The sequence below is a fragment of the Streptomyces antibioticus genome (genome assembly GCF_002019855.1).
Taxonomy (GTDB): Bacteria; Actinomycetota; Actinomycetes; order Streptomycetales; family Streptomycetaceae; genus Streptomyces; species Streptomyces antibioticus_B.
On sequence record NZ_CM007717.1, the window covers coordinates 7,117,037 to 7,139,229 of the forward strand.

General features: G+C 71.6%; 25 protein-coding genes. 9 read left to right on the plus strand and 16 right to left on the minus strand.

Annotated features, from left to right (window positions below; translation table 11 throughout):
- Positions 1 to 178 precede the first annotated feature (178 nt).
- A complete protein-coding gene (locus tag AFM16_RS32330; protein ID WP_078636023.1) occupies positions 179 to 424 on the minus strand; it encodes a GntR family transcriptional regulator in 246 nt (81 codons plus the stop codon).
- A gap of 156 nt (positions 425 to 580) precedes the next feature.
- On the opposite strand from AFM16_RS32330, the gene AFM16_RS39170 reads away from it, so the two are divergent.
- A complete protein-coding gene (locus AFM16_RS39170) occupies positions 581 to 922 on the plus strand; it encodes a hypothetical protein (RefSeq protein ID WP_143648497.1) in 342 nt (113 codons plus the stop codon).
- A 246-nt stretch (positions 923 to 1,168) separates the two neighbouring features.
- Here AFM16_RS39170 and AFM16_RS32340 read toward each other — a convergent pair whose 3' ends face one another.
- Entirely contained in the window at positions 1,169 to 1,405 is a 237-nt protein-coding gene (locus AFM16_RS32340) for a helix-turn-helix transcriptional regulator (RefSeq protein WP_078636025.1), read from the minus strand.
- A 212-nt stretch (positions 1,406 to 1,617) separates the two neighbouring features.
- Between AFM16_RS32340 and AFM16_RS32345 the strand changes: the two genes are divergently transcribed.
- Complete coding sequence (locus AFM16_RS32345; RefSeq protein WP_078636026.1) at positions 1,618 to 1,842, plus strand: hypothetical protein; 225 nt, start codon at positions 1,618 to 1,620, stop codon at positions 1,840 to 1,842.
- Here AFM16_RS32345 and AFM16_RS32350 read toward each other — a convergent pair.
- Both AFM16_RS32350 and AFM16_RS32355 read right to left on the minus strand, forming a co-directional pair.
- The gene (locus AFM16_RS32350; protein WP_078636027.1) at positions 1,839 to 3,374 is read right to left on the minus strand and encodes a carbohydrate binding domain-containing protein; all 1,536 of its coding nucleotides are present in this window, start codon (positions 3,372 to 3,374) and stop codon (positions 1,839 to 1,841) included. The genes AFM16_RS32345 and AFM16_RS32350 overlap by 4 nt on opposite strands.
- A 141-nt stretch (positions 3,375 to 3,515) precedes the next feature.
- Positions 3,516 to 4,751, minus strand: a complete 1,236-nt coding sequence (locus tag AFM16_RS32355; protein WP_245177853.1) for an ATP-grasp domain-containing protein — start codon at positions 4,749 to 4,751, stop codon at positions 3,516 to 3,518.
- A gap of 339 nt (positions 4,752 to 5,090) precedes the next feature.
- On the opposite strand from AFM16_RS32355, the gene AFM16_RS32360 reads away from it, so the two are divergent.
- A complete protein-coding gene (locus AFM16_RS32360) occupies positions 5,091 to 5,954 on the plus strand; it encodes a metallophosphoesterase family protein (protein ID WP_030789454.1) in 864 nt (287 codons plus the stop codon).
- Positions 5,951 to 6,658 carry a 4'-phosphopantetheinyl transferase family protein gene (locus AFM16_RS32365; protein WP_078636028.1) on the plus strand — a complete coding sequence of 236 codons (708 nt, stop codon included), beginning with the start codon at positions 5,951 to 5,953 and terminating at the stop codon, positions 6,656 to 6,658. The genes AFM16_RS32360 and AFM16_RS32365 overlap by 4 nt, the downstream gene beginning before the upstream one ends.
- A gap of 27 nt (positions 6,659 to 6,685) precedes the next feature.
- Here AFM16_RS32365 and AFM16_RS32370 read toward each other — a convergent pair whose 3' ends face one another.
- Entirely contained in the window at positions 6,686 to 6,925 is a 240-nt protein-coding gene (locus AFM16_RS32370) for a hypothetical protein (RefSeq protein WP_030789460.1), read from the minus strand.
- Positions 6,926 to 7,146: 221 nt separating this feature from the next.
- Here AFM16_RS32370 and AFM16_RS32375 point away from each other — a divergent pair, with 221 nt between their 5' ends.
- A complete protein-coding gene (locus tag AFM16_RS32375; RefSeq protein WP_030789463.1) occupies positions 7,147 to 8,178 on the plus strand; it encodes an alpha/beta fold hydrolase in 1,032 nt (343 codons plus the stop codon).
- Positions 8,179 to 8,214: 36 nt separating this feature from the next.
- Here AFM16_RS32375 and AFM16_RS32380 read toward each other — a convergent pair whose 3' ends face one another.
- Both AFM16_RS32380 and AFM16_RS32385 read right to left on the minus strand, forming a co-directional pair.
- Entirely contained in the window at positions 8,215 to 8,742 is a 528-nt protein-coding gene (locus tag AFM16_RS32380) for a hypothetical protein (protein WP_030789466.1), read from the minus strand.
- A 32-nt stretch (positions 8,743 to 8,774) separates the two neighbouring features.
- Positions 8,775 to 9,425, minus strand: a complete 651-nt coding sequence (locus AFM16_RS32385) for a helix-turn-helix domain-containing protein (RefSeq protein WP_030789469.1) — start codon at positions 9,423 to 9,425, stop codon at positions 8,775 to 8,777.
- A gap of 229 nt (positions 9,426 to 9,654) precedes the next feature.
- On the opposite strand from AFM16_RS32385, the gene AFM16_RS32390 reads away from it, so the two are divergent.
- Positions 9,655 to 10,323 carry an MmyB family transcriptional regulator gene (locus tag AFM16_RS32390; protein WP_030789472.1) on the plus strand — a complete coding sequence of 223 codons (669 nt, stop codon included), beginning with the start codon at positions 9,655 to 9,657 and terminating at the stop codon, positions 10,321 to 10,323.
- Positions 10,324 to 10,340: 17 nt separating this feature from the next.
- Here the strand turns inward: AFM16_RS32390 and AFM16_RS32395 are convergent, their stop codons facing one another.
- Positions 10,341 to 10,991: a molybdopterin-dependent oxidoreductase gene (locus AFM16_RS32395; RefSeq protein WP_051780618.1), complete on the minus strand. Its 651-nt coding sequence runs from the start codon at positions 10,989 to 10,991 to the stop codon at positions 10,341 to 10,343.
- A 61-nt stretch (positions 10,992 to 11,052) separates the two neighbouring features.
- Here AFM16_RS32395 and AFM16_RS32400 point away from each other — a divergent pair, with 61 nt between their 5' ends.
- The 3 genes from AFM16_RS32400 (at position 11,053) to AFM16_RS32410 (ending at position 13,962) form a co-directional block, all read left to right on the plus strand.
- A complete protein-coding gene (locus AFM16_RS32400; RefSeq protein WP_030789478.1) occupies positions 11,053 to 11,742 on the plus strand; it encodes a M24 family metallopeptidase in 690 nt (229 codons plus the stop codon).
- A gap of 19 nt (positions 11,743 to 11,761) precedes the next feature.
- Complete coding sequence (locus AFM16_RS32405; RefSeq protein ID WP_078636029.1) at positions 11,762 to 12,697, plus strand: LysR family transcriptional regulator; 936 nt, start codon at positions 11,762 to 11,764, stop codon at positions 12,695 to 12,697.
- A gap of 104 nt (positions 12,698 to 12,801) precedes the next feature.
- On the plus strand, positions 12,802 to 13,962 hold the full coding sequence (locus tag AFM16_RS32410; RefSeq protein WP_030789481.1) for an NAD-dependent formate dehydrogenase: 1,161 nt from the start codon (positions 12,802 to 12,804) through the stop codon (positions 13,960 to 13,962).
- Between the two features lie 16 nt (positions 13,963 to 13,978).
- On the opposite strand, the gene AFM16_RS32415 is transcribed toward AFM16_RS32410, so the two are convergent.
- From AFM16_RS32415 to AFM16_RS32450, 8 genes are all read right to left on the minus strand, one after another.
- Positions 13,979 to 14,794 carry an NAD(P)H-binding protein gene (locus AFM16_RS32415; protein WP_030789484.1) on the minus strand — a complete coding sequence of 272 codons (816 nt, stop codon included), beginning with the start codon at positions 14,792 to 14,794 and terminating at the stop codon, positions 13,979 to 13,981.
- A gap of 87 nt (positions 14,795 to 14,881) precedes the next feature.
- Positions 14,882 to 17,923, minus strand: coding sequence for a CHAT domain-containing protein (locus AFM16_RS32420; RefSeq protein WP_078636030.1), 3,042 nt, complete (start codon positions 17,921 to 17,923; stop codon positions 14,882 to 14,884).
- Position 17,924: 1 nt separating this feature from the next.
- Positions 17,925 to 18,575: a hypothetical protein gene (locus AFM16_RS32425; RefSeq protein ID WP_078636031.1), complete on the minus strand. Its 651-nt coding sequence runs from the start codon at positions 18,573 to 18,575 to the stop codon at positions 17,925 to 17,927.
- A gap of 23 nt (positions 18,576 to 18,598) precedes the next feature.
- On the minus strand, positions 18,599 to 18,808 hold the full coding sequence (locus tag AFM16_RS32430) for a hypothetical protein (protein ID WP_078636032.1): 210 nt from the start codon (positions 18,806 to 18,808) through the stop codon (positions 18,599 to 18,601).
- Between the two features lie 100 nt (positions 18,809 to 18,908).
- Complete coding sequence (locus AFM16_RS32435) at positions 18,909 to 19,730, minus strand: endo alpha-1,4 polygalactosaminidase (protein WP_167797293.1); 822 nt, start codon at positions 19,728 to 19,730, stop codon at positions 18,909 to 18,911.
- Positions 19,727 to 20,389, minus strand: coding sequence for a spherulation-specific family 4 protein (locus AFM16_RS32440; RefSeq protein ID WP_078636033.1), 663 nt, complete (start codon positions 20,387 to 20,389; stop codon positions 19,727 to 19,729). The genes AFM16_RS32435 and AFM16_RS32440 overlap by 4 nt, the downstream gene beginning before the upstream one ends.
- Before the next feature lie 82 nt (positions 20,390 to 20,471).
- Positions 20,472 to 21,371 carry an NAD-dependent epimerase/dehydratase family protein gene (locus AFM16_RS32445; protein ID WP_078636034.1) on the minus strand — a complete coding sequence of 300 codons (900 nt, stop codon included), beginning with the start codon at positions 21,369 to 21,371 and terminating at the stop codon, positions 20,472 to 20,474.
- Positions 21,372 to 21,378: 7 nt separating this feature from the next.
- Positions 21,379 to 22,092 (minus strand): nucleotidyltransferase family protein, encoded by a 714-nt coding sequence (locus AFM16_RS32450; RefSeq protein WP_030789505.1) that lies wholly within the window; start codon positions 22,090 to 22,092, stop codon positions 21,379 to 21,381.
- Between the last annotated feature and the right edge of the window lie 101 nt (positions 22,093 to 22,193).

The window sequence follows — 22,193 nt, forward strand, 5'->3', positions numbered from 1 at the left end:
CCGCTCGGCATGCGTCCACGGCCTACCCTGAGCCCGCACCACAATCGCCCGAATCGCCTCATTCACGGCTGTTGCAGGGCGCACAGGATCCCGGAGCGGGAGGGTGAGGGACATACCGGCAGTCTAGTGATCACGCCCCCACCGTTTCGGCGGTGGGGGCCCTTCGTCATGCCCGGGGTCAGTCGGCGGGCGGCTGCGGCAACTCGGTCACGAACGTCCCCACACCCACCTGCATCTGCGCCAACCCCGCAGCCCGCAACTCCGTCAGCACCCGACGCGCCGTCATCTGCGCGATACCGAACTCCTCCACGATCGCCAGGACGCCGGGCAACTGTGAACCCGGCGGGTACGTGCCGTCCGCAATCCGGCCCTCGATGACCTCGTACACCTGCTGCCATCTCGACACGTCCGGCTTCCAATCCATGATCTCGAAGCTAGGCAGGCTCAGCTCACCCAGACGACATAGCCTGGATCGCCTAGCAACCCTAGCTAGCTAGGTCTAAGCTCGGAACTCACGAGAAAGCCCCCGCGGCCGCTGTCACGGCCCGGGGCGTGGCCACCCTGACGAGAGCAGGACGACATGGCACACCATACGACCCCACCCGCAGCCGGCACAGTCTCCATCGGCCCATCCACGGCAGACGCCTACCGACTCCTGCCACTCCCGGAGACACTGACCGGCCCGCACCTAGACGGGCACGTCTGCGTATGGGGCGGCGAGACCCTCACCCCACACACCGCGGTGGACCTCGGCTCGCGGCGCATCGGCGACCGGCGCGCCTTCCCGCGGGCCTGCCGCGGCTGCACCGCCAAGGTCGCCATGCTCGGTCTTCAGATCCACGGCCGTGACTGCGACGACTGCGACGGGGACTGCGCCGTGGGACGTGCACTCGGCCGGATCATCAGGGCGGCCACGCGATGACCTGTGACCGTTGCGGGCAGCCCATCCGTCCGGACGAGCCCTACCGCGAGACGATCCCTGAATCCATGTCCGGTGCCCGGCCGACGGTGTACGCGCACCGGCCGGACTGCCTGCGGCGGACCGTGGCGCCCCGGGGTTGATAGCTCCCGGCTCGTGCGCTGCCCCGCGCCACGAGGCCGGGTGGCCGCCTGAGGGGCGGCCGGAGTGGCCCGCCGCATGGCTCACCCCGTGCCAGCAGCGGGCCACTCACTCACCGAACAGGTCCCGCAGGGGGACATCGAGGGCGCGGGCGATTCGGAAGAGGTTGTCCACCAGCGCAGCCTGGTGACCAAGCTCGATCCGGTTGACGGCCTGCCGGTCCAGCCCAGCCAGGTCAGCGAGCTTCTCCTGTGAGAGCTTCCGGTCGTTCCGCGTCTCGCGGATGCGGTCTCCTAAGGCCCGTCGTCGGGCGAGGATCCAGTCTGGTGGCGGGGCGGATGGCACGCGCCCACGCTTCCGGGATCATGAACGGGTGTCTGTATTGCGGACCGTACATTTCTAGATCAGGGAACGGGCGCGAGCGCAACCCCGCTAGTGATAGAACACCCGTTCTGATGACGTGATCATTCACCCATTGCCAACCCGGAAACCACTGGTCAACGATGACTGCACGATTCAACTACCTCCCGCACCCGAACACGGACAGGCGACACCCCATGAGCGACGAGCAGGGCCCGACGCAGCGCCCCGCCCTCACCAACCTCCAGCGTGACCGGATCGACTTCGCACGCCGAGACCTCGAGGATGCTCAAGTCGCCGATCTCACCCAGCAGGATCATGCGAGCCTCATCCTGCTTGTCACCCGCCTGTGCACCCGGCTCGACGACACGCTTGCTCTGATTGGCGAAGTTATCGAACGCCCACCCGAACACCACCTCTAAATACTTTTGTGGGTCCAGATCGCCGGTGTCGTGTTCTCCTGCTGGTCGGAGAGACCGTTCATGCCGGAGATGCCGATGTGCGCGTAGGCGGTGGCGTCGTCCCAGCCGAAGGTGGACTTCAGCTTGTTCTTCAGCCCCTCCGTCGCGTTGACCGTGTTGCCGTACATGTCGGAGCCGCCGCCGAAGTCGAACGGCATGATGGTGAACACGTCGATGTCGGCGTTCAGCGACTTCGCCTGCTCGATGAGCCGGTTGCCGAAGTAGGTCGGCCCGGTGGTCGAGGTGCCGAAGGTGACGATCGTCCTCAGGCCCGGGTTGTTGGCCTTGACGGTCTTCAGCGCGGTGAGGATCCGCGCCTGCACGGCCTCGTTCTCGAACTCGTCGCTGTTCTCGACGTCCATGTCGATCGCCTTCAGCCCGTAGGCGTCGATCACCTTCTGGAGGGCGGCCGCCAGGGCGCTCGCGGAGGAGCAGTTGGCGCCGAGCTTGCTGCCCGACCAGCCGCCGAACGACGGCACCACGTCACCGCCCGCCGCGCGGATCTGGTTGATGACGCTCTGGTCGACGCCGCCGGTGAGCGGACGGCTGCTGTCCCACATCGGGTTGCAGCCGCCGCCGTCCAGCATGAACGCCATGGTGAACCACTTGACGCCGGTCGCGCTCATCACCGTGGAGACGCTCGGCGGGTCGCCCCAGCCCTCGTAGAGATAGGGGGCGGCCTGCTTGAAGCCGGTTCCGCCACCGCCGCCCGCGCTGGTGGTGACCGTGACGGCGGAGGAGGCGCCGGAGACGTTCCCGGCGGCGTCCCGGGCGCGCACGGTGAAGGTGTAGGCGGTGCTCGGGGACAGTCCGCCGACCGTGGCGGAGGTGCCGGACACGGTGAGCGCCCGCGTCGAGCCGTTGTAGACGTCGTAGCCGGTGACGCCGACGTTGTCGGTGGCGGCGCTCCAGGACAGCGACACGCTGGAGGAGGTCTTGCCGGTCGAGGTCAGCCCGGTGGGCGTGCTCGGCGCCTGGGTGTCGGTGCCGCCGCCGGGACCGTCGAGGCTGATGTCGTCGGCCTGGTAGGTGCCCTGGGCGTACCAGCCGTGCACATAGATCGTGGCACTGGTCTGCGAGGCCCCGGTGGTGAAGGACACCGACAGCCTGCTGTACGCCGACGGCGACGTCGTCCAGGTCGAGGCGCCGCCGTCGACGCCGAGGTAGACGTAGCTGCCGCGGACCCAGCCGCTCAGCGTGTAGGCCGTGTTCGGCTGTACGGAGACGGTCTGGGAGCACTTGGCGATGTCACCGGAACTCACCGCCCCGGCAAGGGCCTTGGTGCCGCCGTGCACGGGGGAGGCGACGACCGAGCCGAGGTTGCCGGAACAGGACCAGGGCGAGAGGGAGCCCGACTCGAAGCCGGGGTTGGTGAGGACGTTCGCGGCCTGGGCGGTGCCGGGGAGTGCGACCGCTCCGGTGAACGCGAGGGCGGCGGTGCCGAGCAGGGCGAGGAGACGGCGTCTGGAACGCCGGAAGAGTGTGCTGCGCACGCGATCTCCCTGAAGATGTGGGGTGTTCGGGAGTGCAGAGAGGTGCAAGAGGGTGCGCAACGAATGTGGTATGGACCAATCCCGCTGTCAAGGAGAGAGGCAGGATTGGTCCATACCGGTGAGGCGAGGGGTGGGCCGTTGTCAGAAGGGCAGTGCCTCCGCCGCGCCGGCGGGTGTCACCTGGGCGGACTCGACCGACGTCGCAGACGCCACCGAGGTGACCCGCTCGACGGACGTGACCCGCTCGACGGACGCGACCGGCTCCACGGGCTCGGCGGGGGAGGGGACGGCCGGGAGCAGCGGCTCGGCGGCGCCGGTGTCGGCCGCCGCCTCGGCCCGCTGGTGCGGCAAGGAGACCGGGCGGAGCTGGCGCGGCCCCGACACCACCGTGTAGTCCTGGCCCAGGAACGGCGGGTCGATCCGCCCCGGGTCCTCACCGAGCGCCAACTGCACTGCCGCCCAGGGGGCGTTGACCCCGCACAGGGAGAGCTGGTGCAGTCCGCCGGCCGGGCGCGTGTTGACGTCCATCAGGACCGGCCGGTCGCCGAACATCCGGAACTGGACGTTGGACAGATAGTGCAGCCCGAAGCCCTCGGCGATCCGCCGGGCCGGCTCCAGCCACTGCTCGTGCAGGGTGAAGCCGCGGCGCCGGCCGTTCTTGGTGCGCCCGATCGCCATGCGCAGGTGGTTGTCGGGCCCCGTGATGCAGTCCACGGACACCTCCGGCTGCTCCAGCCGCGGCATCACCAGCCAGTCCACGCTCTCCTCGGCGCGCTCCAGCGCGTCCACGACCATGTCCAGCGGGACGTAGGGGGTGGGGAAGCCGCTGAGGTGCACGAGGGAGAAGGGGGTGCGGGTGATCACGCGGAAGCCCACCCCGCCCGCGCCGGACGCCGGCTTGAAGCACGCCCGGTGCCCCGCCTCCTCCAACTCCTCGACGGCGGCGACGAGTTCGGCGGCCGTACGGACCCGGTACCACGGCGGTACCGGCACCCCGATCGCCTGGACCGCCTCGTAGGCGATCACCTTGTCCTCGAAGACGGCCACGGCCTGCGGCGTCGGCGCCAGCAGGGCCGTACCGACCGACCGGAAGTCGGCGCGGTGCGCCACGATCGCCGCCTGGTGCAGCCGGGGCACGAACACGTCGATCGCGCGGCGCTGGCACTGGTCGAGCGCGTACTCGACGTAGGCGGCGGGGGACAGGCCCTCGGGCTCCAGGTCCGCGGTGTCGGCGGCGGCCAGCACGGGGGAGTCGGCATCGCCGTGCGTCGCATGGATCTCGACGGCGCGGTCGCTCGGATTTCGCCGGAGCTGATCCATGAAGAACACGTTCTCCGCGTACGTGCGGTTGAGCCAGACGCGTACGCGAGAGACCATGCGAGGCCGCCTTTCACGGTGTGCGGGCAGGGCGAAGCGGGCCCGGCCCGGGCAGGGGGAGTGGAGGGTCACCAAACCGCCCTGCGTGAAGGGACGTTCATGGCGGTGGTGGTGGGGCGATCATACGGCTTCCGAGGGGTGCCGCGTGCAACGCCCGTGTTACGGATTTTCTGATCTTGTTCACGAATGCGGCGACGTCGGGTAAGGACCTGACCCGTGGGTCACAGGACGATCGCACGCAGTGGTCCGGTGCCGCCTTGTTCCCCGGCCCCGAATGTGCTGTGGTGGTGCTCTTTCGAGGGCTCGGAACGTGGGACCGCAGGAACGGGGGAACGCAGGGTGACGTCGAAGGACGGTGACGGCGCCGGACGGCTGCTGGCCATCAGTGATCTCCACATCGGCTATCCCGAGAACCGCGCCCTGGTGGAGGAGATGGCACCGGAGACGGACGACGACTGGCTCCTGGTCGCGGGGGACGTCTCGGAGAACGTGGCCGACATCCGCTGGGCCCTGAAGACCCTCGCGAGCCGTTTCCGAAAGGTGATCTGGGCCCCCGGCAACCACGAGCTGTGGACCCATCCCTCGGACCCCGTCACCCTGCGCGGCGTCGCCCGCTACGAGCATCTCGTCGACGTCTGCCGCGACCTCGGCGTGATCACGCCCGAGGACCCCTACCCGGTGTGGGAGGGCCCCGGCGGGCCGGTCGCCGTCGCCCCGCTCTTCCTTCTGTACGACTACTCCTTCCTCCCGGCGGGCTGCGCCACCAAGGAGGAGGGCCTCGAGTACGCGCACGGCACGGGGATCGTCTGCAACGACGAGTACCTGCTGCACCCCGACCCCTACCCGAGCCGGGAGGCGTGGTGCCGGGCGCGGGTCGCCGAGACCGAGCGCCGGCTCGCCGCGATCCCCGACGAGCTGCCGACCGTCCTGGTCAACCACTACCCGACGGACCGCCACCCGATGGACGTCCTGTGGCACCCCGAGTTCGCCATGTGGTGCGGCACCTCCCTGACCGCCGACTGGCACCACCGCTTCCGCGTCGCCGCGATGGTCTACGGCCATCTGCACATCCCCCGCACCACCCGGCACGAGGGCGTCCGCTTCGAGGAGGTCTCGGTCGGCTACCCGCGCGAGTGGCGCAAGCGTCCGCAGCCCCCGGGACGGCTGCGGCGCATTCTGCCGACGGAGGTGACGGCGCCGTGATCGCGGATCTGCTGCCCGAGTCGGTGGTGGCCGTCGAGGCGTTCGGCGAGGACGGCGTGCGCGAGTTCGGCGACGGGCCGCTCTTCCCGGAGGAGGAGGCGCTGATGGTGCATGCGGTCGCCAAACGCCGCCGCGAGTTCACCGTCGTACGGTCCTGCGCGCGGCGTGCGATGGACAAGCTCGGCGTGGCCCCGCAGGCGGTGCTGCCCGGCGAGCGCGGCGCGCCCGGCTGGCCGGACGGGCTGACCGGCAGCATGACCCACTGCGAGGGCTACGCCGCGGCCGCACTGGTCCGCGCCGCCGACCTGGCCTCCCTCGGTATCGACGCCGAACCGCACGCACCCCTCCCGGAGGGCGTCCTGTCCGCCGTGTCGCTGCCCGCCGAACAGGAGCGGCTGCTGCGCCTGGCCGCGGACCACCCCGGGCTGCACGGCGACCGGCTGCTGTTCAGCGCCAAGGAGTCCGTCTACAAGGCGTGGTTCCCCCTCACCCGGAAGTGGCTGGACTTCAGCGAGGCGGACATCGAGTTCCACCCCGAACCGCCCCCCTCCGACGCGGCCTCCGCCCCCTTCACCGGCACCTTCCGCGCCCGCCTGCTCGTCCCCGGCCCCATGGTCGGCGGCCGCCGCGTCGATCACTTCGACGGCCGCTGGACGGCGACCCGGGGCCTGGTGACGACGGCGATCGCCGTGCACCACGCCTGACGTCCACCGGGCCCCGGGCCGGGACGGTCAGGCTCTGGGACCCCAGCTCGCGAGGAGGCGGAAGAATTCCTCCTCGTTGCCCGCGAGGCCCGCCTGTGACAGGGCCTCGTCGGCCTCGGCCAGGACGGTGGGCGGGACCATCGGGGCGCTGCGGACCCGCGACGGGTCGGCGTGCTCGGTGTCCAGCGTGGCGCGGACCGTGTGCAGGAGGCGCAGGTAGGCCTGCACGGCGGTGCGCTCGCGGTCGGTCAGTACGGCTGTGGGCATCGGTGTCGGCTCTCCCCGTGTCGGCGTCGCTCCCACGCGCCCGGTCGGCGCGCACGCCGCCATCCGACGGCGCACCTCCCAGCTTGCCGGGCACCACTGACAATCCGGTCGAGCCGCACGCCGGTTCGCCCGCTTAGCGGAGGCGAAACCTCCTCGAAACCCCCCGGGGGAAAGCCTCCCTACGCTGGAGAAAAGGCAGCGCACATCAAGGAGGCGAGCCCGTGGTCGATGTCTCGCAGCGGCACCCCGCGCGCGCCACCCGGCTGCGCTCGGTCGGGGACGGTGAACTGGAACTCCGCTACCGGGTGGTGCACGGCTACCGTCGCGCCTTCCGGATGGCCGGGGAGGGGCCCGTCCTGGTCCTGATCCACGGCATCGGGGACTCCTCGGCGACCTGGGCCGAACTGATCCCCGACCTCGCCCGCACCCACACCGTCATCGCCCCCGACCTCCTCGGGCACGGCGCCTCCGACAAGCCGCGCGCCGACTACTCGGTGGCCGCGTACGCCAACGGTGTGCGCGATCTGCTCACCACGCTCGGCGTGGAGTCGGCGACCCTGGTCGGTCACTCGCTCGGCGGCGGCGTGGCGATGCAGTTCGCCTACCAGTTCCCCGAGCGCACCGAACGGCTCGTGCTGGTCAGCGCGGGCGGGGTCGGCCGCGAGGTGAACCCCGCCCTGCGGCTGGTGTCGCTCCCAGGCGCCCATCTGGCGTTGTCCGCCCTGCGGTTACCGGGGATGCGGCTCCATGTCGGCCTCGTCGTGGGCCTGATGCGGCTCCTGGACACCGATCTCGGCCAGGACGCGCCGGAGTTGCTCACCCTGGTCGACGCCCTCCCCGACGACACGTCCCGCAACGCCTTCATCCGCACCCTGCGCGCGGTCGTGGACTGGCGGGGCCAGGTGGTGACCATGCTCGACCGCTGCTATCTGACCGCCGGCATGCCCACCCTGCTGCTGTGGGGCGACCGGGACAGCGTCGTGCCGGTCCGCCACGCCTACGGCGCGCACGAGGCGATGCCGGGCAGCCGGCTGGAGATCTTCGAGGGCGCCGGGCACTTCCCGTTCCACAGCGATCCCGCCCGGTTCCGCGACCTGATCGAGGAGTTCACCGGCACCACGGCCCCGGCCGACTGGAGCCGGGACCGCTGGCGGGCGCTTCTGCGCGAGGGCCGCCCGGCGCACCACGCGGCAGGGCTGAGCGACCAGGCCGTACGGGAACTGCGCGAGGCGAGCGAACGCAGCGCGACCTGACGGCCTTCAGGGGCGCGACGGAGTGCGGCGGGCGCGTCAGCCCTGGGGGCCCAGATAGCCCAGGGACGCCTCGATCCGGCCCGCCAGATGGTCGCGGCGGCCGCGCCGGGCCGACGAACCCGGCAGCAGCGCACGGCACTTGCTGGCGAGCAGCAGGCCGAAGCTCTCGGCCTCCTTCTCGTCGTCCTGGTCGAACCGGGTGCGCGCCGCGACCCGCAGCACGGTCGCCTGGAGGTCGGCGCCCTCCTTGAGGAGTCGGGCCGCGACGGCCGCGCCGCCCACATGGTGGCCGCAGTGCCCGGCCTTCATGTGCCACAGCTCGTGCCCGAGGATCACCAACTGGTGGTCGGGCGCGGTGCGTTCCTCGATGACCACGAGGTCCTGGTCGGCCATGTCGAGCCACAGCCCGCTCGCCGTGTCGGCCGGGAAGGCGGCCATGCGGAAGTGCACCGGACGGCCCCGGCGCCGGCTCATCCCGTCGCACAGGGCGGTGTACAGATCGGCCGGTGCCGCGGGGGCCGGGAGGTCCAGCTCGGAGACGAGTTCGCCGCACAGGCGGCGCATTTCCTTCGCGATGCCCACAGTTCTCCCCCGGATCACGACTCGGGCCGCTTCACGCTCTCCAGGAGCATGTCCAGCCACTCGGCGACCTTGTCGCGGTGCTGGTCCGTGGGCAACTGCGCGGCCCGCCAGGCGATCCCGCGCACCCCGTGATCCTGCAGGAGTCTCTCCAGCGGATCCTCGGCGGCCGCGGCGGCCTCCCGTGCGGCGAGCTTCTGCAGCAGCTCCTGCTCGGTGTGCTGGAGGGTGCCCGCCAGGGCCTCGGGGTCCTCGGCCGTGAGGAAACCGGCGTGCACCCGGAAGAAGCGCTGGATGGCGTCGCAGTGCTCCATGGTGGGGCGGCGGTCGCCGTTGATCAGCGCGCCCGCCTGCTGCCGGGACATCCCGGCGCCGTCGGCTATCTCCTGCTGGGTGTATCTGCGCCCGTTCGGCTTCAGCCGGGTGCGGCGCAGCAGGTCCAGGCGCTGGAGGAACCGGGCCTGGACATCGGGCTCGCCGGCCGGGCGGCCGCCCAGCAGGGACTTGACCACCGGCTCGGGGACACCGGAGGCGACGGACAGCCGCCGGGTGTCGAAGACCTCCGCGTGGTCCACACCGAGCCGGTCGGCGAGTGCGGCGACACGGGCGACGACGGCCGACAGCAGTATCGTCGCGGTGGCGCCCGGAACCTCGAAGCCATCCGACACCGACAGGTCTCCTACGTCTCTCACGTCCCTCTCACAGGCACAGACGGGCGCCGTGAACTGCGTGGAGAGTAGCGGGTCTTTCGAACTCACATCCAGGTCTCGCCACAACTGTGGCCAATTTCAGCCGTCAACGAGCGCCGAATGCCACGATAGTTGACACGACTCGCGTCAGGGCAGCAGGATCGGCACGCCGCGTGAAGGCCGCAGAGGCAAGAGGGGTGACCGCCCGATGGCGTATCAGGCAGGAGGGCAGCGGACCGCGTCGCGGCCCGCCCCCGACAGTCCCGAGGCGCGGGCGTACCTCCAGGACTACGCCGGGTACCTCGAGGCCGTGCCGTTCCCCTCCGTCGTGCTCGACCACCGCTGGGACGTCGTCCTGGCCAACACCGCTTTCGAGACACTTTTCCGGGACATGAGCCCGCATCCGACCGCGCTGCCGGGCGACAACTTCCTGCGGTTCGTCCTCTTCCACCCCGACGCGGCCACCCTGCTCGGTGACCACGAGTCGAGCTGGTGCCTGCCGATGCTCGCGGGCTTCGCCGCCGCGCTGGAGCGCCACGGTCACGACCATGTGCTCCAGGCGATCCGCCGCGAGATCGCCCAGGACCCGCTCATGGAGGCCGCCTACCGGCAGGGCCTGCCGCACTGGATCCGCCTGGTCGGCGAGGGCGCCGTGGAGCACGACGGCGCGATCCGCCCGCTGCTGCACCCGGACCCGCGCCGGGGGGTCACCGAGTGCCGGATCGTCGCCGACACCCCGCGCACCCTCCAGGACATGGGCTACACCCGGCTGACGATGATCCTGCGCGAGCCGCGCCCCGCCCCGGCCCCCCGCAGGACCCGTACCGCACGCCGTACCGCGAACCATCTCACCGTGGTGCCCACCCCCACAGCCTGACCGGGCACCGTCGGCGTTCAGGTCGCCGACGGCGCCTCGGTCGGCGGCGGCGAGCCGCCACCGTCGTCCTCCTCGACCTCCTCATCCTCCTCGTCCTCCTGGTAGGAGTACCGCTGCTGCTTCCAGGGGTCGGCGAGGTTGTGGTAGCCGCGCTCCTCCCAGAAGCCGCGCCGGTCGGCCGTCATGTACTCGATGCCGCGGAGCCATTTGACGCTCTTGTAGCCGTAGAGGTGGGGGACGACCAGGCGCAGCGGGAAGCCGTGTTCGGCGGTGAGGGGTTCGCCGTCGTGGTGGGTGGCCAGGAGCGTCCGCGGTGAGGTGAAGTCACCGAGGCGCAGATTGGCGGAGTAGCCGTACTCGGCCCAGGCCATGACGTGCGTGGTCCCCGGCGCGGGCGGGACCAGGTCCAGAACGCCGGCGGCGGGGATGCCGTACCACTCGTGGCCGATGGAGGTGGAACCGCTCGCGCAGTGCAGATCGGAGACCACGGTGACACGCGGCAGGGCGGCCAGATCGTCGAACCGCCACTCGTGCGTCTCGCCGGAGGCGGTGGCACCGAAGACCCGCAGATTCCAGCGCTCGGGACGGAAGCGGGGGACCGGGCCGTAGTGCGAGACGGGCCAGCCGTGCACAAGACGCTGTCCTGGAGGGATCGGATGACCGCGCATGCGAGGAAAATATACGGGTGGGCTTGCAGATGCGATGTGTGACAGGCGTACTTTCGATGCCATGGCACATGATGAACCCACACGGGCGGCACGTCTGCTGGACGCCCAGGCCAAGGCCGAGCGGCTCTTCACGGAGATCGGGAAGCGGGGCCTGGTCGCGCCGGGCGAGAGCGAGCGGGCCGTCAGCGACCGGGTGCGCGATCTGGCGAACGAACTGTTCGGCACCACCCGGCACTGGCACAAGCGGATCGTGCGCTCCGGCCCGAACACCCTGGCGCCCTACCGGGAGAATCCCCCGGACCGGACCATCACAGCGGACGACATCGTGTTCGCCGACTTCGGGCCGATCTTCGAGGAGTACGAAGCCGACTTCGGCCGTACCTTCGTCCTCGGCGACGACTCCGACAAACACCGGCTGCGCGACGCCCTGCCCGAACTGTTCGCGGCCGGCAAGCGGTACTTCGCCGCGCACGAGGACATCACCGGCAAGCAGTTGTACGCCGAGGTGGAGCGGCTGGCCACCGAGGCCGGCTGGGAACTCGGCGGCTGGCACGCCGGGCACCTGGTCGGCGAGTTCCCGCACGAGACGATCGACGGCGCCGACACCGAGTCGTACATCACCCCCGCCAACGACACCCCGCTGCGCCGCACCGACAAGGCCGGACGCCGCTGCCACTGGATCCTGGAGATCCATCTCGTCCACCGGGAGCGCGAGTTCGGCGGCTTCCACGAGGAACTCCTGACTCTCTGACGAACCTTGGGGGCCTTGCGTGCTGCTGCGCCAGCTCGAATACCTGGTCGCGCTCGCCAGAGAGCGCCACTTCGTCCGCGCGGCCGCCGCCTGTTACGTCTCCCAGCCGTCGCTGTCCGCCGCGATACGGCGCCTGGAGCACGAGTTGGGCGTGCCCATCGTGCGCCGGGGGCGCAAGTACGAGGGGCTGACCCCGGAGGGTGAGGTGGTGCTCGCCTGGGCGCACCGCATCCTCGCCGAACGCGACGGCCTGCGGCAGGAGTTGTCGGCCCTGCGGGACGGGCTCACCGGCACGCTCCGCCTCGGCGTGGTCCCCACCGCGCTGCCCGTCGCGTCCCTGCTGACCAACCCGTTCTGCGAGCGCCATCCCCGCGCCCGGGTGAGCATCGAGTCGCTGTCGTCGGAGGAGATCCGGCACGGGCTCACCGAGTTCGCACTGGACGCGGCGATGACGTACCTCGACGACGAAGCCCTCGCGGGCCTGGGCCGACTGCCGCTCTACGAGGAGCGGTACGTGCTGCTCACACCGGTCGACGGCCCGCTCGCCGGGGTGTCCCGCGTGCGCTGGGCCCAGGCGGCGGCGCTCCCGCTCTGTCTGCTCGGCCCGCGGATGCGCAACCGGCGCATCATCGACGAGTGCTTCGCCGCCGACGGCGCGAAGGCGGCGCCCGCGATCGAGTCGGACACCGTCGCCGGGCTGTACGCCCATCTGCCGGGCGGCCGGTGGTCGAGCGTGATCTCGCACGCGTGGCTGCACATGTCCGGCGTGCCGGAGGGCATGCGGGTGGTCCCCCTGGAAGGCCCCGCGCACGGCCCGCGCGTCGGCCTGGTGACCGGCCCGGACGAGCCGCCCTCCGTCCTCGCCGGCGCCCTGCTCACGGTCGCCCGCGAGGCCGACGTACGCCAGGCCCTGGACGCGCTCCTGCGTGCCCACCTCGGCGGGGACGAGCACTGATAGCTGTCGGCTATACGGCCATAGCGAGGATCGCTTTGACCGGGCCCTTCGACGGCGGCGATCGTGAACACACCTTCCCGCGAGGCCAGTTGAGGAGCCGTGACATGGCCAAGGTGCTCTGCGTCCTGTACGACGACCCCACCGACGGATACCCGACGACGTACGCCCGCGACGACCTCCCCGCGATCGACCACTACCCGGGAGGCCAGACCACCCCCACCCCCGAGGCGATCGACTTCACCCCCGGACACCTCCTGGGCAGCGTCTCCGGCGAACTCGGCCTGCGCGCCTACCTGGAGAAGGCCGGGCACACCCTCGTCGTCACCTCCGACAAGGACGGCGCCGGCTCGGTCTTCGACCGTGAACTCGCCGACGCGGACGTGGTGATCTCCCAGCCCTTCTGGCCCGCCTACCTCACCCCCGAGCGCATCGCCGCCGCGAAGAACCTCAAGCTCGCCGTCACCGCCGGCATCGGCTCCGACCACGTCGACCTCGACGCGGCCGTCGCCCACGGCGTGACGGTCGCCGAGGTGACGTACAGCAACAGCATCAGCGTCGCCGAGCACGTGGTGATGATGACGCTGTCCCTGGTCCGCAACTACCTGCCCTCCCACCAGGTCGTCCTCGACGGCGGCTGGAACATCGCCGACTGCGTGACCCGCTCGTACGACCTGGAGGGCATGCACGTCGGCACGGTCGCCGCCGGCCGCATCGGACTCGCGGTCCTGCGCCGCCTCGCGCCCTTCGACGTCAAGCTCCACTACACCGACCGGCACCGGCTGCCGCGCGAACTGGAGCGGGAACTCGGGCTGGTCTTCCACGAGAGCGCGGCCGACATGGTGCCGCACTGCGACGTCGTCACCGTCAACGCGCCGCTCCACCCGGAGACCGAGGGCCTGTTCGGCGACGAACTGCTGGGCACGATGAAGCGCGGCGCGTACCTCATCAACACCGCCCGTGCCCGGATCGTCGACCGGGACGCCGTCGACCGCGCCCTGCGCTCAGGGCAGTTGGCGGGCTACGCGGGCGACGTGTGGTTCCCGCAGCCCGCCCCCGCCGACCACCCCTGGCGCACCATGCCCCACCACGGCATGACCCCGCACATCTCCGGCTCCTCCCTCTCCGCGCAGGCCCGTTACGCGGCCGGCACCCGGGAGATCCTGGAGTCCTGGTTCGCGGGGCGCCCGATCCGCGACGAGTACCTGATCGTCGACGGCGGCGCGCTGGCCGGGACGGGCGCCCACTCCTACTCGGTGACCACGTGAGCCGAGGGGCGCTCTCCTAGGCGAGCAGGGCGGTGACCGCCTCTCTGAGTGTGACGGGCGGACGGCCCAGCACATGGGCGAGGTCGTCGGTCCCCAACTCCAGCTCACCGGCGCGCACTTGGCTCTCCAGCCAACCATGGGCGCCGGGAGCCGGTTCGGTGCGCTCCCGTGCGACGACCGGGGTGCCGGACACCGCTGTCAGCACCTCGGCCAGCTCCGGGTACGTCCACCGGGTGCCTGTGAAGTCGTGGGCCCGGCCCAGGTGGTGTTCCTCGGTGAGGACACGTACGGCCGCCTCCGCGAGGTCGGCGCGGAACACGGTGTTGAGGCCACGGCCTCCGGTGCCGTGCGGGAGTTCACCGGAGGCGACGGCGTCCCGCAGACCCGCGTGCAGGAACGCCTCGCTGTAGAAGGGGTGGCGCAGCACGGTGTGCGGCAGACCGCTGTCGCTCAACGCGCGCTCGGTGGCGTGGTGGGCCGCGGTGACCCCCTCGGGCCGGGTGCCGGCACCCAGGAAGCTCGTGTAGACGACATGACCGACCCCGGCGGCGCGGGCCGCTTCGAGGGCGGTGCGGTGCTGGATGATCCGGCGGGCGGGGTCGAGTTCGGGGGAGGAGACCAGCAGCAGCCGGTCCACGCCCTTGAACGCGGTCCGCAGGCTGCCGGGATCGTCGTAGTCCCCGCGCCGCACCTCGACCCCCTCGGCGGCGAGATCCTCGGCCCGCTCCGGCGCGCGGACGACGGCGACGACGGACTCGGCGGGCAGCAGTCGCCCTAATCCTGCGACGACCAGTCGGCCGTAGGCTCCGGAGGCGGCGGTGACTGCGATCATGCGGAACTCCCTCGGGGGTGGGCTGCGACCGGCACACGATCAGCCACGTGTCCCGGCGCCGTCAAAGGCTTTTCGCCGCCCCGCCCGTCAGCCGCCGATGTGCACGAGATTCGCCCAACCGACCGGCAGGCCAGGGGCGTTGCGGCGCGCCCGGACCGTCGTAAGGTGCAGGGCCCGCGCCGGGTCGTCGCCCTCGGCGAGCCGTCGGTGGAAGTGCCGGGCGAGCCGGCGGCCCGTCGCGTCCGGCATCGGCCAGAGCGTGCCGACGACATCGGGGTAACCCGCGATCAGGAAGGCGCCCGCGATGTGGACCGACTCGTCGGGGATCTCCGCCCCGGGCCGCGCCGCGTCACAGATCGACAGGTACGCCAACTCCACGGACGACAGGTCGAGTCGGGCGATGTCGCCGACCGTCAGCTCGTCGTCCGCCTCGTGCAGCACCAGCCGGCTCAAGGAGGGCGAGCGGGGGTCGGAGCGGGTGTGGCACGTGAAGTGCGCCCGGGGGTGCCGGGGCAGTTCGGCCAGCAGCCGGGCCCGGGTGGCCTCGCCGTCGGCGAGGACGGTGGTCGCCGGATGGATCGCGGCGACCGCGTCGGCCTCGGAGTGCGCGCCCGGCAACGGCACTTCGGTGCCGCTCGCCGTCCGCCCGACCGCCACCGCCAGCAGCCCGGCACCGGCCGACGGGGTGGTCCGCCGGGCTCGCACCCGGCTCAGGGCCGTGATCGTCGGCGTGTAGGAGGAGACGACCCGGTCCAGGACCGTCCGCCCATCGCCCGCGAGGTGGTGTCCGGCCGCGTGCAGCGGGAGATGGCTCAGCGGGCCGGTGGGGCACCACCACAGGCGGGGGAGCGGGCTGTTCGGGCCCGGCGGCGGTGCCGCGACCGCGAGCACCGGTTCGGCCATGTGGTCCCAGAGCCAGGCCAGGGCGTCGAGCATCGCCTTGCCGCCGTGGTCGTCCGGATCCTCCACGGCCGTCAGGAACGTGTCGACGAGTGCGCCGACCCTCTCCGGGGTGACCGCGGGCAGCGGCACGACCGTGACCCCGTCCGGCCGTACGACGAGCGCGTCCGTCCTGAGCGCGCTGAGGTTGAGCACGACGATCGGCCCCCGCTCGGACACCGACAGCAACTCCTCCTCCGTCAGCCCGGACATGAACCTCTCGTGGCCCGGGACCTCGCGGATCTGCGCCCGCAGGATCTGGAGATTGCGGCCGGCGACCCGATGCCGGTCGGCGAGGCGTCCGTCGCCCGGGAGACCGGCGGTCGCGAGGATCATGCGGGCGCCGAGCGCCGAGGCGGACTCGTCGCGCCTCTTGAGCTGTTCGGCCAGTTGACGGGCGAGATCCGGTGCGGAGTTCCGCAGCGCCCGTACCTCGTCGTAGAGGGAGAGTTCCTGCGTCAGCAGAACGCTGCGGCCCAGTTCCAGGAGGGTGAGTGCCTCCAGCGGACTCTCGGCGTTCAGGGAATAGGCCGCGCCCATGGAGGCCATTCCGGAGAAACGCCGCAGGGCGCTCTCCTGGGACTGGCGGCTGACCTCGGTGGCGGTCAGCCGCGCCATTGCGCGCAGCGCGCCGAGATGGGCCAGGCCGGCCTCGTGCCAGGACTCTTCCGAGACGGCGAGATCCGCCCACCGCCGGGCACACTCGATCTGCACGTGGAGGTCCCCGTGGTCGAGCTTGGAGCACTCGAACAGCATGTTCCGCGCGGCCCGCCGCATGTCGGGGTCCGGTTCCCGGTCCGTGTGGTCGAGCAGCAGGGCGGCGCCCTGCACCAGGTACGCCGCCTTCAGTTCCGCGGGCAGATCGTCGGTCTTCAGCGCCCGCAGGGTGGCGTGGATGCCGCGCGCCAGATGGGAGGCGTCGCCCGTGTCCTCGTAGATCAGCCGTGCGCCCCGGCCGTAGCGGGCCAGGTGCCGGTGCCGGTCGGAACGCCCCCGGCTGAGCCGCATCGCCGTCAGCGTGGCCTCCAGCGCGCCGTCCAGGTCGGCGGTGGACCGCGTCTTCTCGTACCGCGCCAGCCAGATGTCGGCGAGGGCGCCGACCGCGTCGAGCCGGCCGGGGTGGCCCTCGGGGAGGGAGCCGATCGCCAGGCGTTGCAGGGGCACCGCCACGTCCACGACACCCCGGCCGCCGTGCGCCGCGTGGCTGAGCAGCCGGGCGTACGCCGCCTGCTCCAGGTACCGGTGGCGCGCGGGTTCCGTCGGGCGGGCGGCGGCCAGGGCACGCCGTGACATCGTCACGGACTCGCGCAGGACCCGTTCGTCGCCGTTCACCGGATACATCAGGCGCAACGCCCTTGCCAGTGCCAGCAGATGGTCCGGGCGGGGGTCGCGGTCCACCGCCTCCCGCAACGCCACGATCGCGGTTTCCAGGTCGCGCACCGAGCCGGTCGCCTCATGGGCCGCCAGGAACGGCGAGCCCAGGACGTACCCGTCCTCGGCGCTGACCGTCTCCTCGGTGAAGTCCCGGCCCAACACGGCCATGCGAAGGGCCTGTTCACGATGCTCGTCCTCACCGGTGCGCTGGAAGAGCGCGGTGAAGGTACGGCTGAGGAGGCTCTGGCAGGCGGCCTTGAGCCGGTCGGAGGCGGAGGGCGCACGAATGGCCCGCACGGCGTGGTGCACCGCGCGGAAGAGGGCGTCCGTTCCCTCCTCGTGCGCGGCGAGGTCGAGCAGCGCGATGCTCAACTCGTGCGCGATGTCGGGGTACGGATCCGCCGGGTCCGGGCCAGATGTCGGGGCCGCGACGGCGGCCGCGCGTTCCCCCAGCTCGACCGCGCGTCGCAGCGGTGCGGTGTCGCCCGTCTCGCGGTACAGCGCGTACAGGCAGCGGGCCGCCAGCGACAGCGCGAAGGGGCCGGGCGCGCGGACCCGCCGCGCGAGCATCGGGTCCAGCAGGGCGATCGCCTCCGTGAGCAGGGCGATGCGCGGGGCGTTGGGGTCGGGGTCCGGTGCGGGCAGGGAGACACCCAGCGAGGCGCCGGGAGCGACCCGGTCGACCACGCCGTTGACGATCGCCGCCATCGCCGCGTCCTCAAGGGTGGGGACGGTCACCGGCTCCGAGAAGAGGAAGCGGCGGTACAGCCCGGCGGCGGCCTCGATGCGGGCGTCCTTCCCTTTGAACCGGGCCATCTCACTCCCCGGTTGAGAGGGACGCGAGCTGTTCGCTCCACTCCCGCTCCAGGTGCTGCCGGGTACGCGTGATCCTCTCGCGCTCCTGCGGGCTGCGGCCCAGCGCCGGGTCGACCTCGGACAGCAGCCGGAGAGCCTCCCGCCAACGGCTGGTCAACGCGTCGTGGTCGAGCCCCAGGGCGAGGGACAGATGCCCGCCGGCGTACACGGCCTGGGCGTGGTCCAACTCGCGGTAGGGCGAGGGTTCGTACCGCCACAGCACATTGAGCGCGTCGATCAGACGGCGTACGTCCCGCGGCTCCTTGACCAGCGGCACCGCCTTCCAGGCACCGGCCGTGCCGGCGATGGCGACGAAGTTCGCCAGCGACTCGCCCAACGGGTCCGAGGCCAGCAGCCGTCCGGCGGCGTGCAACACGGACGCGGCACACAGCGCGGCGTCGAGCGGCGGCAGCGTCTTCAACGGAGCCGCCACCGCCTCTAGTTGGTCCGTCGACGTGAACTCCCGCATCTTGACGGCGGCGTACAGCTTCGGCAGCACGGGTTTGAGCACGTTCTCGACATACTCGGGATCCGCCGAGAAGTCGGCGAACGCCGCGTTGGCCTCGCGGATCAGCGAGTCGACGGTGCGTGCCTTCTTGTTGAACAGGGCCACGAAGCCCCTCCCTTGACGTCAGGTCAGCTCGTGTGACGGCTCTGCCAGGTGTGCGGGTCCAGGGCGCCTTCGCTCACCATGCGGACGACGAAATCGGCCGCGTTGCGGGCCGCGGCGGCCTGCACGTCGTCGGTCTTGCCGACGCCCCAGTCCGAGACGGCCTTCACCGGCTGAGCGGGCACCTCCGTCGGCACGATCCCCCCGTAACTGTGGTTCGCCTGATCGGCGTTCATCGTCAGGTCATGACGATCGCACATCGGATGTCCGGAACTCACCGTTTTCGAAGGGAGCGTGACACCGTCGTAGGAGGGCTCGGGGCCGTCGGCCCCGCGCTCAGCACGGCTTTCGCCACACCCCCAGTTCCAGGCGCTTCCGCATCGACGACAGGTTCAGGCGGCGGGACTCGGTGCAGAACGTGCTGTTGGGTTCCGCGTATTCGACGTGGAAGACCGCCTTGCCGGCCTTGATGAAGGGGGACAGGCGGGCGCACTCGTCGAACTCGGCGCACTCCTCGTTGACTGCGAAGTCGAAGTGGGGGAGGAGCTGCGGGATTTGCGGGAGGTCGTTCTTGAGGCCGACCGAGAGGCCGCGGGCGTGGGCGATGTCGGCGATCATGCGGTTGTAGCGGAGCTGGTCGCGGGCGGTGAGGGGGAAGCCGGTGTCGTTGGAGTAGCCCTCCACCAGGTCGGGTTCCACCGCGTCGAAGCCCTTCTCGGCGCACATGTCGAAGCGGTGCTCCATGATCGGGCGCAGTACCGAGATCTTCCGGATGTCCAGCCAGCGTTCGCCCGACCAGCCGTTGGCGCCGCCGAGCACCGACCGGGGGAAGTCGGCGTGGTCGGGGCGGAAGTCCTCCCAGGCGCCGACGTTGATGTAGCAGATGACCTTGCGGCCGTCGCGGTGCAGCCGGGCCACGTCCGCCGCCGTGTTCTCGAAGCCGTCGATGTCGTAGACCGGTACGTCCACCGACGGGTCGACCGGGCCGTCCAGTTGCCACTGCCAGGCCAGGCCCGGGCGGGGCTGCCAGCGTGGTTTCCCCTTCGGAGGGGGTGTGGCACCGTCCCCGCCTCCGCCGTCTCCGCCGCCCGTGCCGGAACAGCCGGCCAAGGCCAGCGCGCTCGCCAGCAGCATCGCCCTCAGCGTGTAGTACCTCATGACTCCGATCCGGTCAGGGCTGGGGTCAACTCGGCCCAAGGGTTGGGTAGTTCTCCGGTCACCGGGCCGCAGACGGCGGCGCCCCGCTCGCCCGCGGTGCGTACCGCGAGCGGCACCAGGGCCGCCGGGACGCCGTAGACGAGATGGCACAGCCGTTCCGGCGGATGCCGTGCGGCCCACTCCGGGCGGCTGAACGCCGAGACGTACGTCGACCAGTGCCCCTCGAAGGTGACGGTCAGGTCGGCGAGCCGGGCGTACCCCGGCGCCGGGTGGACCCCGGGGTTGAGCACCACCGTCCCGGCGCCCGCCCGGCGCACCGTCCGCACCAGCCGCCGGCAGGCCCACAGCGCCTCCGGTGTCGCCGTCACCTGGTCGAGGAAGCAGCCGTCGGCCGCGTACCAGTCCTGGTGGCGGCGTACGTCGTCCAGGACGGCGGCGCGCTCGCGCACCCCGTAGTCGGTGTCGACGTACCCGAGGACCCGCGCGCCCGCCTCCCGCAGAGCGCCGGCGGCCGCGGTGAAGGCCGGGTCGGGGCGCTCGCCGGGACCGTTCGCCGGGTTGAGGATCACACCGTACGTCCGCCCGGCCGCCTGGATCAGGCGATGCCAGGCGCCCGGATCGTCGGCCGGGTGCACATACAGCGGAATCAGCAGGCTCACGGCGCGCCGTCCGGCGGGAACGGCGCAGTCAGCGCAGTCAGCAAATTCAGGGCAGTCGGCGCGATCCAAGGCATCGGCGGGCTCACCGCGTGCCGTCGGCTTCCCACAGCGCCGCCAGCGCCTCGTCGAGCGTGTGGACCGGGCGCCAGCCCAGCGCGGCCTCGGCGGCGGCGATGTCCGAACACTGCCAGGACACCTCGCCCGAGCGGACCGAGCGGCCGCCGTCCGCCGTCTCCTCGATCCGGCCCCGGAACCCGGCCCGCGCCGCGAGGCCCCGCACCAGCTCGCGCACCGGGACCGCCCGGCCCGCGCCGATGTTCAGCACCGGCGGCAGCGGAGCGGGGGCCGTGACCGCCCGTTCGACGGCCCGCGCCACGTCGCGTACGTCCACGAAGTCACGGTGGGCGGACAGGTCGCCGAGCCGCAGCACCGCGTCCGGGCCGCGGTCCGTCTCCCGCAGCAGGGCCGTCAGCCGGCCGGGCAGCCCGGCGGCCGGGGCGCCGGGGCCCACCGGGTTGCCCACCCGCAGCACCACCGCGTCCAGCCCGGACGCGGTCACCGCGGCCGTGCCCGCCAGCTTCGTCGCCCCGTACGGGCCGGCCGGGGAGGTCGCCGCCGACTCCGTCACCAGAGTGCCCCGCGCCCCCGGGCCGTACTCGGCGGCCGACCCCAGATGCACCAGCCGGGCCCCCGGCGCCGCCTCGCGCAGCGCCTCGCACAGCACCGCCGGTCCGCGCGCGTTGACCTCGGCGAGGGTCACGGCGTCACCGCCGGTCGCGCCCGCGCAGTTGACCACCGCGTCGGGCGCGGCCGCGGCCAGGGTCTTCGCCAGCTCCTCGGGGCGCGCCGTGGCGAGGTCGACCGGGAACGCGGCGCCGGCGGAGCGGCCGGCGCCCAGGACGCGCGCGCCCGGCAGGACGCGCAGCCGCTCGGCGACATGGGCACCGAGATATCCGGTGAAGCCCAGGACGAGAATGCGCATGACGTGCTCAGGCTCCCTTGAGCAGATGGGACTTGCGGGTGGTGAACTCGGCGTTGGCCCGGTCGTAGTCGTCGGGGCGCCCGATGTCCAGCCAGTAGCCGTCGAACTCGTAGGCGTGCGGCTCGTTGCGCGCTCTGATCAGATCGAGCACCAACTCGTCGAAGCCCAGCGGGAGTCCGGGCGTGTAGTCGGCCAGGGTGGAGCGCGAGAGGCCGTAGACGCCCATGGAGACGTGGTAGTTCATGCTGGGCTTCTCGGTGAAGGCGACCACCTTGGCCGAGTCGGTGGTGAGTACCCCAAAGTCGATGTGCACCTTGCGGGCGTACGTGGCGATGGTCAGCGGCGCCCCCGACTCCCGGTGGGTGCGCAGGACGTCCGCGTAGTCGAGGTCGGTCAGGATGTCGCCGTTCATCACGAGGAACGTCTCGGGCAGCCGCTCGCGCAGGGTGAGCAGCGGGCCCATGGTGCCCAGCGGGCTCTCCTCGGTGGCGTAGTCGATCTGCATGCCCCAGGCGGAGCCGTCGCCGACATAGGCGCGGATGATCTCGCCGAGGTGGCCGATGGCGATGGTGCAGTGGGTGAAGCCGGCGCCGGCAAGTTGGCGCAGCACGATCTCCAGGATGGCGTGCTGGTCGCCGATGGGCACGAGCGGCTTGGGCAGCGCGGTGGTGTAGGGCCGCAGCCGGACGCCCTTGCCCCCCGCCAGGATCACTGCGTGCATGGTCTCCTCCTTCTGGGAGTTCTCGGAGTTCAAGGAGCTCTCGGAGTGCTCAGAGTTCTCGGGTACTCGGAGTTCTCGGACTCCTCGGACTCCTCGGACTC

Coding starts and splice junctions, on each gene's coding strand:
- AFM16_RS32395 (WP_051780618.1), bottom strand. CDS start 10,991: ATGCGCGGTCATCCGATCCCTCCAGGACAGCGTCTTGTGCACGGCTGG.
- AFM16_RS39170 (WP_143648497.1), top strand. CDS start 581: ATGGCACACCATACGACCCCACCCGCAGCCGGCACAGTCTCCATCGGC.
- AFM16_RS32390 (WP_030789472.1), top strand. CDS start 9,655: ATGGCGTATCAGGCAGGAGGGCAGCGGACCGCGTCGCGGCCCGCCCCC.
- AFM16_RS32370 (WP_030789460.1), bottom strand. CDS start 6,925: ATGCCCACAGCCGTACTGACCGACCGCGAGCGCACCGCCGTGCAGGCC.
- AFM16_RS32380 (WP_030789466.1), bottom strand. CDS start 8,742: ATGCGCCGCCTGTGCGGCGAACTCGTCTCCGAGCTGGACCTCCCGGCC.
- AFM16_RS32430 (WP_078636032.1), bottom strand. CDS start 18,808: ATGAACGCCGATCAGGCGAACCACAGTTACGGGGGGATCGTGCCGACG.
- AFM16_RS32355 (WP_245177853.1), bottom strand. CDS start 4,751: ATGGTCTCTCGCGTACGCGTCTGGCTCAACCGCACGTACGCGGAGAAC.
- AFM16_RS32330 (WP_078636023.1), bottom strand. CDS start 424: ATGGATTGGAAGCCGGACGTGTCGAGATGGCAGCAGGTGTACGAGGTC.
- AFM16_RS32345 (WP_078636026.1), top strand. CDS start 1,618: ATGAGCGACGAGCAGGGCCCGACGCAGCGCCCCGCCCTCACCAACCTC.
- AFM16_RS32400 (WP_030789478.1), top strand. CDS start 11,053: ATGGCACATGATGAACCCACACGGGCGGCACGTCTGCTGGACGCCCAG.
- AFM16_RS32445 (WP_078636034.1), bottom strand. CDS start 21,371: ATGCGCATTCTCGTCCTGGGCTTCACCGGATATCTCGGTGCCCATGTC.
- AFM16_RS32435 (WP_167797293.1), bottom strand. CDS start 19,730: ATGAGGTACTACACGCTGAGGGCGATGCTGCTGGCGAGCGCGCTGGCC.
- AFM16_RS32420 (WP_078636030.1), bottom strand. CDS start 17,923: ATGGCCCGGTTCAAAGGGAAGGACGCCCGCATCGAGGCCGCCGCCGGG.
- AFM16_RS32450 (WP_030789505.1), bottom strand. CDS start 22,092: ATGCACGCAGTGATCCTGGCGGGGGGCAAGGGCGTCCGGCTGCGGCCC.
- AFM16_RS32415 (WP_030789484.1), bottom strand. CDS start 14,794: ATGATCGCAGTCACCGCCGCCTCCGGAGCCTACGGCCGACTGGTCGTC.
- AFM16_RS32410 (WP_030789481.1), top strand. CDS start 12,802: ATGGCCAAGGTGCTCTGCGTCCTGTACGACGACCCCACCGACGGATAC.